The organism is Xylanibacter caecicola, from assembly GCF_013166515.1.
Taxonomy (GTDB): domain Bacteria; phylum Bacteroidota; class Bacteroidia; order Bacteroidales; family Bacteroidaceae; genus Prevotella; species Prevotella caecicola.
This window is the reverse complement of sequence record NZ_JABKKJ010000021.1, coordinates 26678-44135: the sequence shown is the minus strand read 5'-3', so window position 1 is coordinate 44135 and position 17458 is coordinate 26678. Positions and strand designations below refer to the sequence as shown.

Below are 17458 nucleotides of genomic sequence, written 5' to 3'. Positions count from 1 at the left end.
ACTCACCCGTGCGCCGGTCGCCATCAATCTTTCCCGAGGGAAAAATCATGCTGCCCCGCGACTTGCATGTGTTAAGCCTGTAGCTAGCGTTCATCCTGAGCCAGGATCAAACTCTACATTGTAAAATTTCTTTATTTTTATCTTCCGTTGTCTCTTTACGGGAGAGTTCCGGAAAGTAAATTGTCTGTGCTCGGGACGTTTCCTTCAATGTTGTCCGACACCGCATTCAGCGGCATCGGGAATTGAACGGTTCGTATCATAACCCGAGTGCCTGCGCTTCTGTCTTGCGGCAGGGCGAAGCACCCGCTCTTGTACTACTTCTGTCTGTTTATGTAAATCTCTTTCAAAGAACTCTTTCTTTATTGCTTCACAAAGCGTAAGCCTCAAAAGCGGATGCAAAAGTACTGAGTTTTTACATTACTTGCAAGCTTTTTCAAGACTTTTTTCATAAAATATACGATTTTATCCGAAGAATTGATAAATATCAATAAGACATGAAAGGGGACACATCATTATATATTAATATTAAAAGGGAAGAGGGAATGAGGAAGGGGGGGGAAGGAAATAAGGGAAAGCTTTAAAGGAGATAAGGGGAGATAGAAGAAGACAGAGGGAGATAGAAGACAATACTCTTGTTGGTTCTTGTTGTACATACGTATGGTTTATTCGTTGCGTCAACGGCTTTATTGGGTTTTCTGGTATTACTGTTTTTAAGATTGGTTCAACAGATGCTCGGTATTCGTAGAACTGTAACATGGTGCAACCGATCTACAACATTCATGCAATTTGCGCTTCGGCTGCACCGGGGTACAGCCCTACACGGGTGATGGCTATTGGGGAAAGGGCGTGGAAACGTAAAGGGCTGGAATGCAGGAGGTGATGTTTCGGGGTCTAAGAGGTGGCATACTGGAGGTTGAAAGGGCGTCTTTTAGAGCATAAAAGGTGTTATTTGGGAAAGCAAAAGGTAAGATGTTGATTTTCAAGGGGTATAAATGGGGGGGGGGATATGAGGGCGGGAAGAAGGGAAGTCAAACACATTTTCTATTTGAATTTAATTGACAAAATTGCCATTGCAGCACTATCTATACAAGTTTTTTATATGAAGAAACATGGAAACGACATTTACGATGGCGGACAAATGCGGAGAAGGGTGTGTCTTTTGCGACTGCACTACCCTATCCGGAACTTAAGAAGGGATCACAAAGGAGCATGGAGTATGTAGCAAATGAGCATGATAAAGAGACGAATACTTATAAAAAGAAATAGCCTCGACACCACGTCGAAGCTATTTCTTTTACCATTCTGAATGTCTTAGTTATTAGTATTAATGTAGCATGTAATTCTGAAAATCTGTGTTGATATACGGCAAAGGTAAGTATTATAATGACGCAAATCAAAACAATGGGTATTTAAAATTAAAAAAACTACGTAAACGTTTACAATAGATAAATACGCAAAAACACACTCATTAAAGCTGCCGGCAGCACAAATAATGTATGCAACAACAGTAACTAAAAACAGATTTTCACATATACCGCCTATCAATTTACAGAACAAAGAAGTCTGACGGAAAAGGAGAAAAGAGCCGTGTTTGTATCATAAACCAACAATAAACATCGGGGTTCCACCAACAAGCACCTGCATCGCAAACCAACAAACGGCGAAGCAGGAAAGAACGCATCAACCGGCATTTCTCCAAAGACACTCTTGCTGCGTAGCATGTTTCAAATCTACACCATGTTTTTCCGTTTTCCACTTTTTTATCGTAACTTTGCACATTATATATAATGTATGAAAGAATTTGTAATATCCGAAGTAAAGGCTGAAACCGCCATACTCGTTGGTCTTATAACCCAAGACCAGGACGAAGCGAAGACAAAAGAATATCTGGACGAGCTTGAGTTCCTTGCCGACACGGCAGGGGCTGTGACCGTCAAGCGCTTTACGCAGAAGGTGAACAGCGCCAACCAGACGACATACGTGGGCAAGGGAAAGCTGGAAGAAATAAAGCAGTATATCATAGACGAAGAAGATGCCGACCGCGAGATAGGTATGGTGATTTTCGACGATGAGCTATCGGCAAAGCAGATACGCAACATCGAGAACGAGCTGAAAGTGAAGATACTCGACCGCACGTCGCTAATCCTCGACATATTCGCCATGCGCGCGCAGACGGCAAACGCAAAGACACAGGTGGAACTGGCGCAATACAGATACATGTTGCCGCGCCTGCAGCGCCTGTGGACCCACCTTGAGCGCCAGCGCGGCGGTAGCGGTTCGGGCGGCGGCAAAGGTTCGGTGGGACTGCGCGGACCCGGTGAGACACAGCTCGAAATGGACCGCCGTATCATATTGCAGCGCATAACACTTCTGAAACAGCGGCTGACGGAAATAGACAAGCAGAAGACAACGCAGCGCAAGAATCGCGGCAGGATGATACGCGTGGCGCTCGTGGGATATACCAACGTGGGCAAGTCGACGATAATGAACCTGCTGTCGAAGAGCGAAGTCTTCGCGGAGAACAAACTATTCGCGACGCTCGACACCACCGTGCGCAAGATGGTTATAGACAACCTGCCTTTCCTTTTGGCAGACACCGTGGGCTTTATACGCAAGCTTCCGACCGACCTTGTGGACTCGTTCAAGTCAACGCTCGACGAAGTACGCGAAGCCGACCTGCTCGTGCACGTGGTGGATATCTCCCACCCCGACTTCGAGGAGCAGATAAAGGTGGTGGAGAAGACGCTGAGTGAACTGGGATGCTCGGACAAGCCGTCGATGATAGTGTTCAACAAGATAGACGCCTATACGTGGGTGGACAAGGAACCGGACGACCTTACGCCGATGACAAAGGAGAACGTAACGCTCGACGAGCTGCGCCGCACGTGGATGGCGAATATGAACGACAGTTGCCTGTTCATCTCGGCACGCGAGAAGATGAACATCGACGAACTGAGGGAAGTGCTCTACAAGCGCGTGCGCGAGCTGCACGTTCAGAAATATCCTTACAACGACTTCCTGTATCAGGATTACGAAGAATAAACACCGCAATTCTGCACAAAGACACAAATCATGGAAAACTACAGAAATCTCACAACCGACGAGATAGCAAGGCTGGAACGAAACGGATGCACCGCAGAGGACTGGGGCACGGTGAACGTGGCACTGGAGTTCTGCACGGAGCATGTGCGCAACGTGGCGTTCTACGGAGAAGTGAACATCGGAAGATTTGACAAGACGCTCGAGACAGAAGACGGTTTCGCGCGCCACACGGGGATATTCAACGCGACACTGTGCGACGTTACGATAAGCGACAACTGCCTTATCGAGAACATCGGCAACCACATACGCCGGTATGTCATCGGCGAAGAATGCTACATATCGGGCATAGGGCGGATGACAAGCAGCACCGGGGCGACGTTCGGCGAGGGTACGGTTATTCCCGTGCTGAACGAGGCGGGCGACGGCAACATCATCATATACAAAGGACTGACATCTCAGACCGCCACATTCATGGCAGCCAATGCCGGCGATGCCGCCGTGTGGGATAGTCTGCGCGCGATGACCGGCAAGGACATCGAGGCGCGCCGCAGCCCGACGGGCAAGGTGGGGAAAAGGGTGAGAATAACCAACACACGCGAGATAATCGACACAATAATAGGCGACGGATGCGAGATAAACGGTGCATCGAGGCTGTGCAACTGCACTCTGGCGGTCACGGACAGCGCGGCGGTGCGCATAGGCAACGACGTGACGTGCGACGACACGGTGGTATCGGCAGGCTCGGCGATACTCGGCGGCGCCTGTCTCACGGGCTGTTTCGTGGGCGAGGCATGCCACATAGGCAAAGGCTTCTCTGCCGAGAGCTGCGTGTTCTTCGACAACGCGCACCTGGACAACGGCGAAGCGTGCGCCGCGTTCTGCGGTCCGTTCACGGTGAGCCACCACAAATCGACGCTGCTTATCGGCGGCATGTTCTCGTTCTACAACGCAGGCTCTGCCACCAACTACAGCAACCACGCCTACAAGCTGGGACCGATACACCACGGCACTTTAGAGCGCGGGAGCAAGACCGCCAGCGGGGCACACATACTCATGCCCGCCACCGTGGGCGCGTTCTCGATGTGCATGGGCAAGATACAGAACCACCCCGACACCGGCGACATGCCGTTCTCTTATCTCATCGCATCGGGCAACAAGACATTTCTCGTGCCCGGACGCAACATAGCCACCGTGGGAACATTCCGCGACACAGCCAAATGGCACAAGCGCGACAGGCGTCCGCACGACGGAAGGAAGAGCTTTGTCAACTTCGACTGGCTCAGTCCGTACACCTTACAAAAGGCGTTGGAAGGCAGGAAGACGCTCGAAAGGTTGCGCGGCACGCAGGGCGAGGACGCCGCAGAGTACACCCACGGGCGCTGCACGATACGCAACGGCGCGCTGAAGAACGGCATGAGGCTATACGACATGGCGATACGGATGTTTTTCGGCGAGGCTGCCGAGATGCACGACGGCGCACGGTCCACCGACAGCGGCGGCACGGGCGAATGGACAGACCTGGGCGGCATGCTCGTGCCGAAGGCTGAGGCGGAAAGACTGGCGGACGACATAAGGAGAGGCGTCATAAGCAGCATCGGGGACGTGGAGGAACGGATGAGGGATATGAACGACCGATACGACGAATGGTCGTGGAACTGGACGTGCAACGCCATTCGCGAGTATTACGCGACGGATGAGATGACAGAAGATGTCATGCGCCGGATAAAGGAGGACGGCAAGGAGGCATGGGCGGCGTGGCGCGCGGCGATAGCCGACGACGCGCGTAAAGAGGCGGCGCTCGGAGACATGGAAGAAGGCGTGCTGGAAGATTTTCTCGCGAAGCTCTGATTTCATCGCAAAGCCATAAAAAGCAAAGGACCGTCCACACACGGACAAGAACCGGCACAAAAACAACAGCACATACATTTATGGAAACAAAAGGAACAATCATAGAGACACCGCGGCTGATACTTCGCCCGTGGAGGGACACCGACGCCGACGTCCTGTACCGTCTTGCCAAGGACCCGACAATAGGTCCGGCAGCCGGATGGGCGCCCCACTCGTCGGCAGAAGAGAGCCGGGAGATAATACGCACAGTGTTTTCCGCCCCGGAGATATACGCCGTAGTGCCCAAAGACACCGGCGAGCCGGCAGGATGCTGCGGCATTGTGCCCGGCGGGACGGGCAACGCGGACATGAAGCAGGGCGAAGCCGAAATAGGATACTGGATGGGCGTGCCTTATCAAGGGCGCGGATTTACTACCGAAGCCGTCAAAGCGCTCACGGACAGATGCTTTGACAAACTGGGGCTGCAGGCGGTGTGGATAAGTCACTACGACGGCAACGGAAAGTCGGGGCGCGTGGCGGAGAAGTGCGGCTTTGCATTCCACCACACGGCACCGGGCACTTCCTCAGCCAACGGGGATACGTCAAAGGTGCACTATCTCGTGAAACGCCACGACGGCACATCAATAATAAAGATAACCGACAGTATGCGTTGGGATGAGCTTGTCGTGATATGGGAGGCTGCCGTAAGAGACAGTCACGACTTTCTGTCGGAAGACGACATCGCGTTCTTCCGCCGCGAGATACCCGAAAAATACCTGCCGGCGCTCGACGTCTACGCCATGCAGGACACCGGCGGCAGGCTGCTCGGCTTTATGAGTCTGAGCGACGGGATGACAGAGATGCTCTTCATAGACCCGCGGCACAAGGGGAAGGGCTATGGCAGGCGACTGCTCGACCTTGCCGTCATGGAGAGGGGCATACGGCGCGTGGACGTGAACGAACAGAACCCCGCGGCGCTCGCTTTTTATCGCAGCCGGGGGTTCGAGGTGACGGGGCGCGACGCCACAGACCCTTCGGGACGCCCGTTCCCGATACTGCACATGGAGCTGCCGGGCGCGGGGAAATGAGTTTTAATTTTAACGTTCCCTCTGTAGGATATTTTTCGCACGGGTATACAACGGCACAGTGCGTTTCTTCAACACAAAAACGCGCGGTTTACAACACGCAGAATGCATCGGCAGTCGACATTTGGAGCGTCCGGACGGGAAGACGGCGCATCCATAGGAAATTTTGGAACGATCCAAAAATTTTTTTGGATCGATTCAGAAAAAATTTTGGATCGATCCAAAATTTTCTGTCGAACGTTCCAAAATAACGGGGAGACGTGGTATAAACCACTCATGGAAGGTGTATTAGAGTTTAAAACATGCCATACGTATTTCTCCGGCATATAGTATAGAAATGTATCGCATATGGGATGCAAATCTATCGCATATGAGATGCAAATGTAACGCATATGAGATAGAAACGTAACGCATATGAGATAGAAACGTAACGCATATGTGGAAACGTAACGCATATGAGATAGAAACGTAACTCATATGAGATGGAAACGTAACGCATATGAGATAGAAACGTAACGCATATGAGATGCAAATCTATCGCATATGAGATGCAAATCTATCGCATATGAGATAGAAACGTAACGCATATGAGATGGAAATCAGTAATACCTGCTTAAGGATGACATGTAATATCCTTACATATCGGATACAAGTACGGCAGTAATAAAAACGCCTGAAACACGCTGACAAAGGAATATCTGTTTGGTAACAAAAGAAGACAGGAGAAGATAACGGGAAGACAGGGGACGCGCGCTTTACGGCATGCCACAAGGCAATTGTCCCCTATCTTCCGTGGCGCAAGCCACGTATCTTCTCCTGTCTCCCTCTATCTCCTTTCAGGCGCCATACGCGCCGCATTGCTCGCGCATGGCGCCTGAAAACTCAATATCCGAATATCTCCTCGGTGGTGAGGCGGTTCACCTTGCCTATCCTGCCGAGCGCCTCCATGTCCAGCTCGCCCTCGTTGCCGAGGATGACGTAGCGGCAGGGCTTGCGAGCCATGTTCTTCTGCTCGAAGTCCACGATGTCGGCGAGCCTGAGCTGCGGCAGGGCTTCGTAAACGCGCGCATACAGGTCGCCGCTGACACCGAGACGGCGGGCGTTGAGATACGCGTAGAGCACCGAGGCGCGCGTCACGCGGCGGCTCTGCAGGCTCTTCGTAAGGCTCTGGCGCGCAATCTCGAAGGCTGCCTGCGACTGCGGCAGTGTGTCGAGTATCTCGTTGAACACGCGTATGCAGTCGGTCATCTTGTCGTTCTGCGATATGATGTACGTGTTGAACGTCTCGGGATGTCCCTTGCGCCACGGACGGTCGTAGCTCGCGCCGGCGCTGTAGGCAAGTCCGCGTGCCTCGCGCAGCTCCTGGAACACCACGCCGTTCATGCTGCCGCCGAAATACTCGTTGAAGATGGTCTGCACGGGCATTTCATCGGCGTTCCACGGGCGGTTTTCGTTGTGATACTGCATCATGTAGATGTTCTTGGCGTCGTAGGGGGCTATGAACACCTCGTCGACGGGCGTCTGCTGCTCGGTGTATTCCCTGCCTGCGGGCACGGGTCGGAGCTTCTTCGGCGTCTTGTGAAGGCGCGTCACGAGCGCAGCTATCTCCTTCTCGCCATACGGACCGTAGTAGAGCACGGTGTGCTCCATGCCGTTGAGGCGCTTGAGCAGGTCGGGCAGCATCTGCGGACCTGCGGCGCGCAGCTCAGCCTCGCTCAGCGTGTTTGTATAGCTGTTGTACGGACCGTATATGGCATACGCCTGCAGGCGAGCGAAGTTGGCGCGCTGGTTCTTCTTGGCGTCCGCGCGCGATTTCATAAGCAGGTTTACATACTTTTCGTATGACTCGGAGTCGCCCTTGGCGTTGCCTACGAAGTCTTCCCACAGGGATAGCGCCTTGGAGAGGTTCTCGTTAAGACCGGTGAGACGTACATAGACCGCGTCGGACGACACGCTGACCGAGTAGTCGCACGCCAGGCTGTAGAACTCCTGCTTTACCTGCGCCGAAGTCTTCTTGTCCGTACCTATATAATATAGGTAGTCGGGCGCCAGCGATATGGCGCGGTCCGCCTCCGAACCGAAGGCGTAGTAGAACGTAAGGTCGAACAGCCCGTCGTCCGTGTTCTTCTTATAGAGCATGGGCAGCCCTGCCTTTGTACGGGTCACCGTCATGTCCCGGTCGAAGTCCACGAAGCGCGGCTGTATCGGCTCCGTCTTCGCGCTCTTTATCTCATTTAGAAAGGCGCTGCTCTTGTCGCGGTTCGTGGGGATGGGCGTAATCTGCGGCTTGTCTATCTTCTTTAGCGTCGTGTCGTTGCCCTGCACCTTGTAGACGCACGCGTAGTTGTCGGCGAGATGCCTACGCGCGAAGTCAACAATCTGCTGCTTCGTCATGCCGCTCACCCTGTCGAGCCTGCGCACAACGTCCTCCCATTTCTTTCCGTTCACGAATGCGTCGACAAACATGTCGGCGCGCGCCTCATTGCTCTGCAGCGACTTGTAGAAATCAAGCTTCATGTTGTTGACAACCGCCGGCAACAGATCGTCCGAAAAGTCGCCGCGCCTCAGCTTGTCAATCTCTCCGCAGATAAGTCCGCGCAGTTCCTCAAGGCTCTGATTGTCTTTCGGAGTGCCCGAAACCACGAGCGCCGAATAGTCGTTAAGCCCGTACAGGAACGCGCCGGCGCCCTGCGCCAGCATCTTCTGCTCGAGATTGACCTCAAACAGTCCTGCCTTGCCGTTGGCAAGCATGCTGGAGATGACGTCGAGGGTGTCTGCCTGCATGTCCGACGCTCCCTTGAAGCGCCACGCCATCATCAGGCGCTCCGCCTCCTTGCCCACCACGGTGGTGTCCTGCACGCCGCAGAGCGGTTTCAATTCGGGATACTCGGGGCGCGAAAGCGAGGCGGCGGGCTTCAGCCCTCCGAAATACTTGTCTACGAGCGCGATGACCTTGTCCGGATCCATGTCTCCCGCCATGCACACCGCCATGTTGTTGGGCACGTAGTAGCGGTTGAAGTAGTTCTTTATGTTCGTTATCGACGGATTCTTAAGGTGCTCCTGCGTTCCTATCGTAGTCTGCGTGCCGTACGGATGCCCGGGACACGCCTTTGCGAACAGGGCTGCGTATGCCTTCCTCGTGTCCTGTGCCAAACCGATGTTATACTCCTCGTAAACAGACTCCAACTCTGTGTGGAAACCGCGTATCACCATGTTGGCAAAGCGGTCGCCCTCCACGCGCAACCAGTTCTCCACTTCGTTCGCGGGGATGTCCTCCACGTAGCATGTCACGTCGTTGCTCGTATACGCGTTGGTGCCCTGCGCGCCGATAGACGCCATCAGCTTGTCATACTCGTTGGGTATGAAATACTTGGCAGCGAGCTGCGACAGGCTGTCTATCTCCTTGTAGCAGTCGCGGCGCTGCTGCGCATCGGACAGGCGGCGGTACACCTCGTACTTCGCCTCTATCTCCGCCAGCAACGGAGCCTCGGCAGCAGCGTCGCTCGTGCCGAAGCTCTTCGTTCCCTTGAACATCAGGTGCTCAAGATAGTGCGCCAGCCCCGTAGTCTCCGCCGGATCGTTGCGGCTGCCGGTGCGCACGGCTATGTAAGTCTGTATGCGCGGCTTCTCCTTGTTCACGGACAGATAAACCTTAAGCCCGTTGTCGAGCGTATAGATACGCGTGTTCATCAGGTCGCCCTCCACAGTCCGGTACCTGTACTCTTTTGCCTGCCCGCCAAGCGCCATTACTGCGGCAAGACAGGCTGTTACGATAAATCTAAGTTTCATCAGCTTCAATTTTATTAGTTTGTTTGCGCCCCGTACAACGACGGCACGCGCAAAGATAAAAATTTTTCCGCAAACGGCAAGGCATCGGCATCGCACAAACGAAAAAAATCACAGACACAAGCGCACCAACACCACAGAAAGAAAAATCCGGACCGCCCGACAATCATCGGCAGCCCGGAAAAAATATAATCAAGTAAACAGTCTTACCTTTCACATGCAACCGTCAATCAAGGTCTCCCCAGATGCCGCCGCCATCATCTTCCTTTTCCGACCATACGGCATCTCCGGCAACCGTCGGAGGAACTATATATTTATCATCGTCAACATCTGCCTTATTATTCTCTATGTCCCAAGACAGGCATACAAACCCGCCAAGCTCAACCTTCACGACTTCCGTAACCGGTCTCACATACAATCTTTTCTTCATGCCCACATTATTTTATAAGGATTTTCCTTCCGTTCACAACATATACACCACGTGGCAGATCAAAAAGATTGCCAGCCGTACCCACACAACGTCCGCCGGCGTCATAGACAGGACCCAGCAATAACCTGTCGCCATTCGTCAGTCCTGTCAGCCCGGTCGTACCGCCACTGTCACCATCCACTCTGAAAATCATCTGCTTTGCCCCTGCCGAACCGAGCGTCTCGTTTATCCAGAAACGGAATCCTTTCATCTTTGCACTGTTCGTTATCCTCCACAGCAAACCACGGCTGAAGGCATATATTCCCTCCGGCAGCGCCTGTTTATAGTTATACGTCCCGGCAAATGTGACGCTGTGCGTGTCTGACGTGTTTGAATATGTCTTCGTTGGCTCCACCTCGTCTGCAGCACTGTAGTCCACGCCGTTAATGACATACACATCTCCCGACGTATACTGCGTCCCGTCAGAGAACGTGTCCCAGCCGTCGTCCTCGGTCTTCTCATGTTCCGGAGTGCGCACGGTCTCTATTATATAGAACACACCGGGCTTTATCACCGCCACGTCATCATTCGTGGGGACATCGATCTTTCTGAAAACAAGCAAGTCGCCCTCCATGCCCTTAACCTCTGCAAGACGTGTGTCGTTGCCGAAAGCATTTCGCACCTGAAGCCCCGTCAGACTCACGGGCAGTACTATGGAACTCCACAAGTTGTCGCCGATATTGTTGCCACGGTTGAATGTCCTGTGCAACAACAGGCGTGCATTGTCATAATCCCTGCCCTTGTTCAGGACCTCGGCAACCTCCTCGTTCAGCACGATATCCTCCGAACACGAGGATTCGTCGTACACGTCGGGAATTCCGTCACCGTCGGTGTCATCGCGTACAAACACTCCGTAGATCTTGACATAGTCTAATGCGTCAGCAACTCCGGAGAACTCTATGCTCACCTCATCAAAATCCGTCTCAGGCTGCATGGTTACAAAACGCTTGTCGCCTGCGCCGATTACGCTCACGCCCAGAACTTTCCAGTCCTGCTGGCTCTCCTGCTCCTGTCCGTTAAGATAGGTCACCATCTTTATCCACTTTCCCACACCGATGGAAGCCATATAAGTCTTGTCATCGAGCACAAAGCCCACCTGTGTCTTTGCCCTGTAAGTGCGCCCTAAGTTCACGGCATATATAGAACCGCCTGCGGCTACCGTCTTGGCCAGCATAAACGCTGTCTCGAACTCCGGATCATCATCTATCAAGTTTGTAAGGTCGCGCTTTACACAAGCCACGTCTGCCACCGCCACCTCCGCCATTCTGTCGGCATTCAACGAGGCTCCGGTCTTGTCAGACACAACCGTTACGCTGCCGAGCGTGGAAACAGGATTATCGGTGTCATCGGCAAAGGCATAATATATATTCAACTTAGATATCTTCAGGTTCAGCACACCTTCCTTCCACAGTTGGAACTCATCTATGTCCCCGGCATCATCAGGCACTGCCACCGAGTAGCGCATCTTCTGCACCTTGCTGCTGCCTATAAGATCAAGCGATACGGCGTTAGTCTCCTCCACAGGCTTGTTAAAAGCCTCCTTGCCACCCTTGAAGCCGCGAATGCAGAAGAATTTGAGGGCATCAAGCCCTAATCCGTCGGACAATGTCTCCACCATAAAGCCCACACGCTTCAGCGTCTTTCCCGGCAGATGCTCCTTTATGGCACTGCCGTCCTTTGTCTTAACACCCACAATCCCCACATTCTCCGCAAGACCGAGACCGCCCACATACTGGGCATAGTCGCCCGTCTGTGCATTGAGCACATTCTCCTTGTCGCTCAGCCGGTCAAGGCTGATAAGACCACCATCTGTTATATGCGTTTCAGTAGACAGTTCATACACCTCATTGTCCACATTATAAAGAGGATTGTCCTCACCTGGCATCAGACTGATGTCATCCATGCCGCGGTGTATAGTGACAGTTTCTTTGCAGCCGCAGTCCTTCGTAGATGTTGCCGTCACCTCATAGCTGCCGTTCACCGTCATGCCTGTAACATTTCCCTCCGCATCTATTTGGGCATTCGCACCCTCAGGCTGGCTCGTTATCTCATAACTGACATCCACCCCGGTTATCTTATAGGATGTCTCACTGTCGCAAATATGCGCATCGGCAGAAAGGCGCATGTCGCAACGGTGATTCACCTCATCCGGAGTTCGTATGTACGCATAACGTATATTCATACCTCCAAGTCCCACGCCCCCTTCCTCAAGCTTTGCACCATAACAATCTTGATTTGTACGGATTTCTATATTACCGCTATTTCCTCCACTTAAAGAAAGCTTAAGAATATCACCAGATACGGTAATCCCATCACCCCATATATCTTCCGGCTGATTCAACAAGCCATTCTTCTTTCCCAAACATAATTTTATATCTTTTCCACCTATATTAAGTACATCGGTAGCAGCGGCAAAATGAAAGCCGAACACAGTACCTGCCTTGAACGGAGCTTTATTATTATCACTTCCAATGACATAGTCTTCCGGCATTGCCTTGATTTCTACATATCCTCCACCAGCTACCAGCTTTAAGAATGTCACTCCGTTATTTTCCAAATCAGCATCTATGAAGTTTGCCGTATTCGCCACATCAGAACTTCCAACCTCAAGTTTAAGACTGGTTTGGAAGTCTTCATTGAAGGCATATATACCGTCACTGCCGTCAGAGCACCCTCCCCGACCGGCATTAACAAGATTATACTGTCTTGCATTGCCTGCAAAAGCATATTTCACTCTCGTATTTTTAATCAGCTCCAAGTTTACACCTCCTGCCGGCATCAGGCAGACTTCATCAAACTCACCCGGTGCCACTGCCGATAACGTTGAAGTAACATCGTCCGAACCAGGTATCTTTATCAAAGAAAGATTGAGCGCACCAGCAGACTGTCCTTCCGTAACGGGAACAGCTGTTCCGACCTCCTTCCCGTCACAGTAAAACTGAATGGCATAAGCCTTCACGACATCCAATGACAGTAAACTGCCCTCAGCACTTGCAACAACAAAACCGGCAACTGTTCCTCCTGCATAATGATTCTCCATATCGCGGATACTTACAATCGGAGCCACACCGGCATCGATCGAAACACCAGTCGGAAACGACGCAAAGTTCGTCAGATCATCATCCACAAGATTGTCAAGCCCATTCGCCCAGGAAGCCACAGTAACTGTATTCACGAGCATGTTTACCTCGCATCCCTTGCCGGCAAGTGCACGACGGCCTTTCAAATAGTTACCTCCTTCAGGATCGGTCTGCTGCCACACAGGCTTTGTCGTCTGTGCAAAAGACACGCTTCCCCACAATACAAAAAGACATAGTAGCATATATCCTGAGTTTTTGCCGCAATGTCTCAAAAACATGTTTGACCTCATAAAATAATTTTTTTATTACCTATTGTGTTATTTATATAGAATCCATATTCATGCTCTCCAATCTGCGGAAAACTGTCTTTCCCGGTTTTTCAGGTGGCAAAATTAGTGAAACATATAATATTCCGCATCATAGGTTAATATTCATTAATAATAGGGGGGTAATTTGCAGTATTTAACATAGACAAGATGTTATAATGAAGAAAAACATGTTTTTTCTTAAAATTACACAAAATCATAAGCGGTATGGTCTTTAAGGCAACGCACCCGTACAACTTGTCATCAAAGATAAACAAGCCTGCCGGATGGCATATCGGTATTATTGAGCACAATTTATCCTACCATTAATATTGTAATTGAATAATTATACCTAATTTTGCAGGCAAAGCTAAAACATATAACATATAACTATAAATACAAAACATTATGGCAACAACACCCGAATTTAAGTACGCGCCCATGTTCCAGACGGGCAAGGACGATACGGAATACTACCTGCTGACCAAAGAAGGCGTGTCCGTAGGCGAGTTTGAAGGCACACCGGTGCTGAAAGTCAGCCCGGAAGCACTCACGATGATGTCGAACGCCGCATTCCGCGACGTAAACTTCCTGCTGCGCCGCTCGCACAACGAGCAGGTGGCAAAGATTCTCACCGACCCCGAGGCAAGCGACAACGACAAGTACGTGGCGCTGACATTCCTGCGCAACGCCGAAGTGGCATGCAAGGGCAAGCTGCCTTTCTGCCAGGACACCGGCACGGCAATCATCCACGGCGAGAAAGGACAGCAGGTGTGGACAGGCTTCTGCGACGAAGAGGCACTGTCGCTCGGCGTATACAAGACATACACGGAAGAGAACCTGCGCTACTCGCAGAACGCTCCGCTAAACATGTACGACGAGGTGAACACACGCTGCAACCTGCCGGCACAGATAGACATCGAGGCAACCGAAGGCGACGAATACAAGTTCCTCTGCGTTGTCAAAGGCGGCGGCTCTGCCAACAAGACATATTTCTATCAGGAAACAAAGGCACGCATACAGAACCCCGGCACGCTCGTACCGTTCCTCGTGGAGAAGATGAAGACTCTCGGAACGGCTGCATGTCCGCCTTATCACATAGCGTTTGTCATCGGAGGAACATCGGCGGAGAAAAATCTCCTTACCGTAAAGCTCGCCTCCACGCACTACTACGACAACCTGCCCACGACGGGAGACGAGACAGGACGCGCCTTCCGCGACATAGAACTGGAGAAGCAACTCCTTGAAGAAGCGCACAAGATAGGTCTCGGGGCACAATTCGGAGGCAAGTACTTTGCCCACGACATACGCGTAATACGTCTGCCGCGCCACGGCGCAAGCTGCCCCATCGGTCTGGGCGTGAGCTGCTCTGCCGACCGCAATATCAAGGCAAAGATAAACAAGGACGGTATCTGGATAGAGAAACTTGACGACAATCCGGGCGAGCTTATTCCCGAAGAACTGCGCAAGGCAGGCGAAGGCAACGCCGTAAAAATTGACCTCAACCGGCCTATGAGCGAAGTGTGCAAACTCCTGAGCCAATATCCGGTATCAACGCGCGTAAGCCTCAACGGCACCATCATCGTAGCACGCGACATTGCCCACGCCAAACTCAAGGCGCGTCTTGACGCCGGCGAAGGTCTTCCGCAGTATTTCAAGGATCATCCTGTGCTCTACGCCGGACCGGCAAAGACTCCGGAAGGCATGCCTTGCGGTTCAATGGGACCCACCACGGCAAACCGTATGGACCCCTACGTAGACGAGTTCCAGGCTAATGGCGGCTCAATGGTGATGATTGCCAAAGGTAACCGTACACAGGAAGTTACCGACGCATGTCACAAACACGGCGGTTTCTACCTCGGCAGCATCGGTGGTCCTGCGGCTGTACTCTCAATGAACTCCATCAAGAGCATCGAGTGCGTGGAATATCCCGAATTGGGCATGGAGGCGGTATGGAAAATCCACGTAGAGGATTTCCCGGCGTTCATCCTCGTCGACGACAAGGGCAATGACTTCTTCAAACAGCTGAAGCCATGGGCTCCAAGTTGCGGCAAGTAATGCTATAAAGGATTTTTACTTGTAATAATAAGATAAAAAGATATAGGAGAAGATAAGGGAAGATAAAGGACGTATGCCTTGTTGTTTGCTTCAAGACCATTGTCCTTTATCTTCCCTTATCTTCTCCTATCTCCCTTTATCTCCTTATATCTTCTCCTATCTTCTTTTATCTTCTCCTATATCCCTTTATCTTCTTACAAAATAATACCCCAGCCTACTTCATCTGCCCTCTGTAATCGCTCGGCTTGCATCCGGTCTTTATTCTGAACTTGCTTGAGAAATAATCGGGAGAGTCAAAACAAAGCCTGTACGCAATCTCCTTTATGCTCAACCCCGTAGTCGACAACAGTTCCTTTGCACGTTGCAGGCGCAGATCCTGCTGAAACATGGCAGGAGACATACCCGTATACTCTTTGAAAAGTTTGCGGAAGTTGGAATAGCTCACGCCTAACTCTTCCGCCACCTGCTGCATGGTAAGGTTTGTCTCCACACTCTGGCGTATCCGCTCACGCGCTTTATTTATAAGATCGGCATATCCGCTCTTTCGGTTAAGCTCGAGATTACGCTCGAGATAATACATCACTCCAATAAGATTATTCACTATTCCCGCAAGTACCTGCTGCGAATATGCCGCTTCCTCGCGTGCCGCATCTATGGCAGAGTTGTACAGATGCACAATATCACTGCTGTAACCCACATGATATATCGGTTTTTCAGGAGACAGAAAGCCATAGCGCATACGGTCGTCCATGTTTCTGCCCTTATAACCAATCCAATAACTCTTCCAGTTAGAACCCGGTACCGGATGATAACTGTGCCACTCATCTGGAAACAGAAGAAATATATCCCCTGCCTTTATTCTTGTCCGGGAAACATGTTCCGATGAGAACACGCCCTCGCCTTCCAACAGATAAAGCATCTGGTATTCGTTGAGCACGCGTCCTCGTTTTATATCAAAATAATATCCGTCGGCATGCCCTTGCGTAGGATAAGGTTCGTCTGCCGACAGTTCGTCATAACCTACAGTGCTCACCGTAAGTCCCCACAGCGCATCCCGCTCATTGGCAACAAGATATTTGCTCTTCTGCATATAATTGTGTTTATGTAGATATCTGATATTGAAGATGTTTCATGGGATGTCCTCCCCACACCGTATCACCGACATGTTTAAAGCCCATCCTTACATACAGTCGTTCTGCAAGCGGATTACCCTTGTCGACAAGCAATCCCGCCGGAATTCCCATGTCCGACGCCTTGGCTATGGCAACACGCAACAAGTCACCGGCAATGCCACGTCCACGGTATTGCTCGTCTACAGCAAGACTGTCTATGTAAAGTTCACCGGGCGCCGTCTCGTCACCGATAGTACTGTAATCGCGTCCGAAACATTCTCGCGCCGCATGTATAAAAGCCTCTCTCAGTTCATGAAGCCTCGCACCGTCGTAAGTCACACATATACCGGCAACACATCCGTCATCATCCAGTGCCACATGAGTATTTGTATAACTATACTGCGAGTTGTCGGCTTCCACAAGCCGCGTCATCATCCTTTCAAAGTCTTCAAGACTATGCTCCGGTCCGGCATAATACCTGCAACAATCATAATTCATTGCTTGCATTATAAGCCGCGCTATTGCATTTGCATGCTCTCTGCACGCCGTCTGTATAACCATGTCTTTTTATAAAAGTCTATAATATCGGCAAATATAATAAAAAATAAGGCATAAACAAAACTTGTCAAGAAGTTTTGTCTATGATCTTTGCATATCGGTTGTCATACGGCTATGTATCTGTCACATTCCGTGA

9 protein-coding genes and 1 rRNA gene are annotated in these 17458 nt (G+C 51.3%); 4 read left to right on the top strand and 6 right to left on the bottom strand.

Annotation, left to right across the window (positions count from 1 at the left end):
- A 16S ribosomal RNA gene (locus HPS54_RS10430) occupies positions 1 to 122 on the bottom strand; the annotation flags it as partial.
- Between the two features lie 1669 nt (positions 123 to 1791).
- Here HPS54_RS10430 and hflX point away from each other — a divergent pair.
- From hflX to HPS54_RS12935, 3 genes are all read left to right on the top strand, one after another.
- The gene (gene hflX, locus HPS54_RS10425; protein WP_172345391.1) at positions 1792 to 3042 is read left to right on the top strand and encodes a GTPase HflX; all 1251 of its coding nucleotides are present in this window, start codon (positions 1792 to 1794) and stop codon (positions 3040 to 3042) included.
- 30 nt (positions 3043 to 3072) lie between these two features.
- A complete protein-coding gene (locus tag HPS54_RS10420; RefSeq protein ID WP_172345390.1) occupies positions 3073 to 4890 on the top strand; it encodes a DUF4954 family protein in 1818 nt (605 codons plus the stop codon).
- Positions 4891 to 4970: 80 nt separating this feature from the next.
- On the top strand, positions 4971 to 5957 hold the full coding sequence (locus HPS54_RS12935) for a GNAT family N-acetyltransferase (protein WP_253951990.1): 987 nt from the start codon (positions 4971 to 4973) through the stop codon (positions 5955 to 5957).
- An 879-nt stretch (positions 5958 to 6836) separates the two neighbouring features.
- Here HPS54_RS12935 and HPS54_RS10405 read toward each other — a convergent pair.
- The 3 genes from HPS54_RS10405 to HPS54_RS10395 all read right to left on the bottom strand — a co-directional run bounded on the left by HPS54_RS10405 (position 6837) and on the right by HPS54_RS10395 (position 13531).
- A complete protein-coding gene (locus HPS54_RS10405; protein WP_172345389.1) occupies positions 6837 to 9743 on the bottom strand; it encodes a M16 family metallopeptidase in 2907 nt (968 codons plus the stop codon).
- Between the two features lie 223 nt (positions 9744 to 9966).
- On the bottom strand, positions 9967 to 10170 hold the full coding sequence (locus tag HPS54_RS10400; protein WP_172345388.1) for a hypothetical protein: 204 nt from the start codon (positions 10168 to 10170) through the stop codon (positions 9967 to 9969).
- A 7-nt stretch (positions 10171 to 10177) separates the two neighbouring features.
- A complete protein-coding gene (locus tag HPS54_RS10395; protein WP_172345387.1) occupies positions 10178 to 13531 on the bottom strand; it encodes a hypothetical protein in 3354 nt (1117 codons plus the stop codon).
- Between the two features lie 471 nt (positions 13532 to 14002).
- Here HPS54_RS10395 and HPS54_RS10390 point away from each other — a divergent pair, with 471 nt between their 5' ends.
- On the top strand, positions 14003 to 15652 hold the full coding sequence (locus HPS54_RS10390; RefSeq protein ID WP_172345386.1) for a fumarate hydratase: 1650 nt from the start codon (positions 14003 to 14005) through the stop codon (positions 15650 to 15652).
- A gap of 214 nt (positions 15653 to 15866) precedes the next feature.
- Here the strand turns inward: HPS54_RS10390 and HPS54_RS10385 are convergent, their stop codons facing one another.
- Together HPS54_RS10385 and HPS54_RS10380 are read right to left on the bottom strand one after the other, a co-directional pair.
- A complete protein-coding gene (locus HPS54_RS10385) occupies positions 15867 to 16742 on the bottom strand; it encodes an AraC family transcriptional regulator (protein WP_172345385.1) in 876 nt (291 codons plus the stop codon).
- A 10-nt stretch (positions 16743 to 16752) separates the two neighbouring features.
- Positions 16753 to 17325: a GNAT family N-acetyltransferase gene (locus HPS54_RS10380; protein WP_172345384.1), complete on the bottom strand. Its 573-nt coding sequence runs from the start codon at positions 17323 to 17325 to the stop codon at positions 16753 to 16755.
- Between the last annotated feature and the right edge of the window lie 133 nt (positions 17326 to 17458).

Bases quoted from the DNA above. Each gene is read 5' to 3' on its own strand.
- HPS54_RS10400 (WP_172345388.1), bottom strand. From the start codon at position 10,170: ATGAAGAAAAGATTGTATGTGAGACCGGTTACGGAAGTCGTGAAGGTT.
- HPS54_RS10385 (WP_172345385.1), bottom strand. From the start codon at position 16,742: ATGCAGAAGAGCAAATATCTTGTTGCCAATGAGCGGGATGCGCTGTGG.
- HPS54_RS10420 (WP_172345390.1), top strand. From the start codon at position 3,073: ATGGAAAACTACAGAAATCTCACAACCGACGAGATAGCAAGGCTGGAA.
- HPS54_RS10380 (WP_172345384.1), bottom strand. From the start codon at position 17,325: ATGGTTATACAGACGGCGTGCAGAGAGCATGCAAATGCAATAGCGCGG.
- hflX (WP_172345391.1), top strand. From the start codon at position 1,792: ATGAAAGAATTTGTAATATCCGAAGTAAAGGCTGAAACCGCCATACTC.
- HPS54_RS12935 (WP_253951990.1), top strand. From the start codon at position 4,971: ATGGAAACAAAAGGAACAATCATAGAGACACCGCGGCTGATACTTCGC.
- HPS54_RS10395 (WP_172345387.1), bottom strand. From the start codon at position 13,531: ATGCTACTATGTCTTTTTGTATTGTGGGGAAGCGTGTCTTTTGCACAG.
- HPS54_RS10390 (WP_172345386.1), top strand. From the start codon at position 14,003: ATGGCAACAACACCCGAATTTAAGTACGCGCCCATGTTCCAGACGGGC.
- HPS54_RS10405 (WP_172345389.1), bottom strand. From the start codon at position 9,743: ATGAAACTTAGATTTATCGTAACAGCCTGTCTTGCCGCAGTAATGGCG.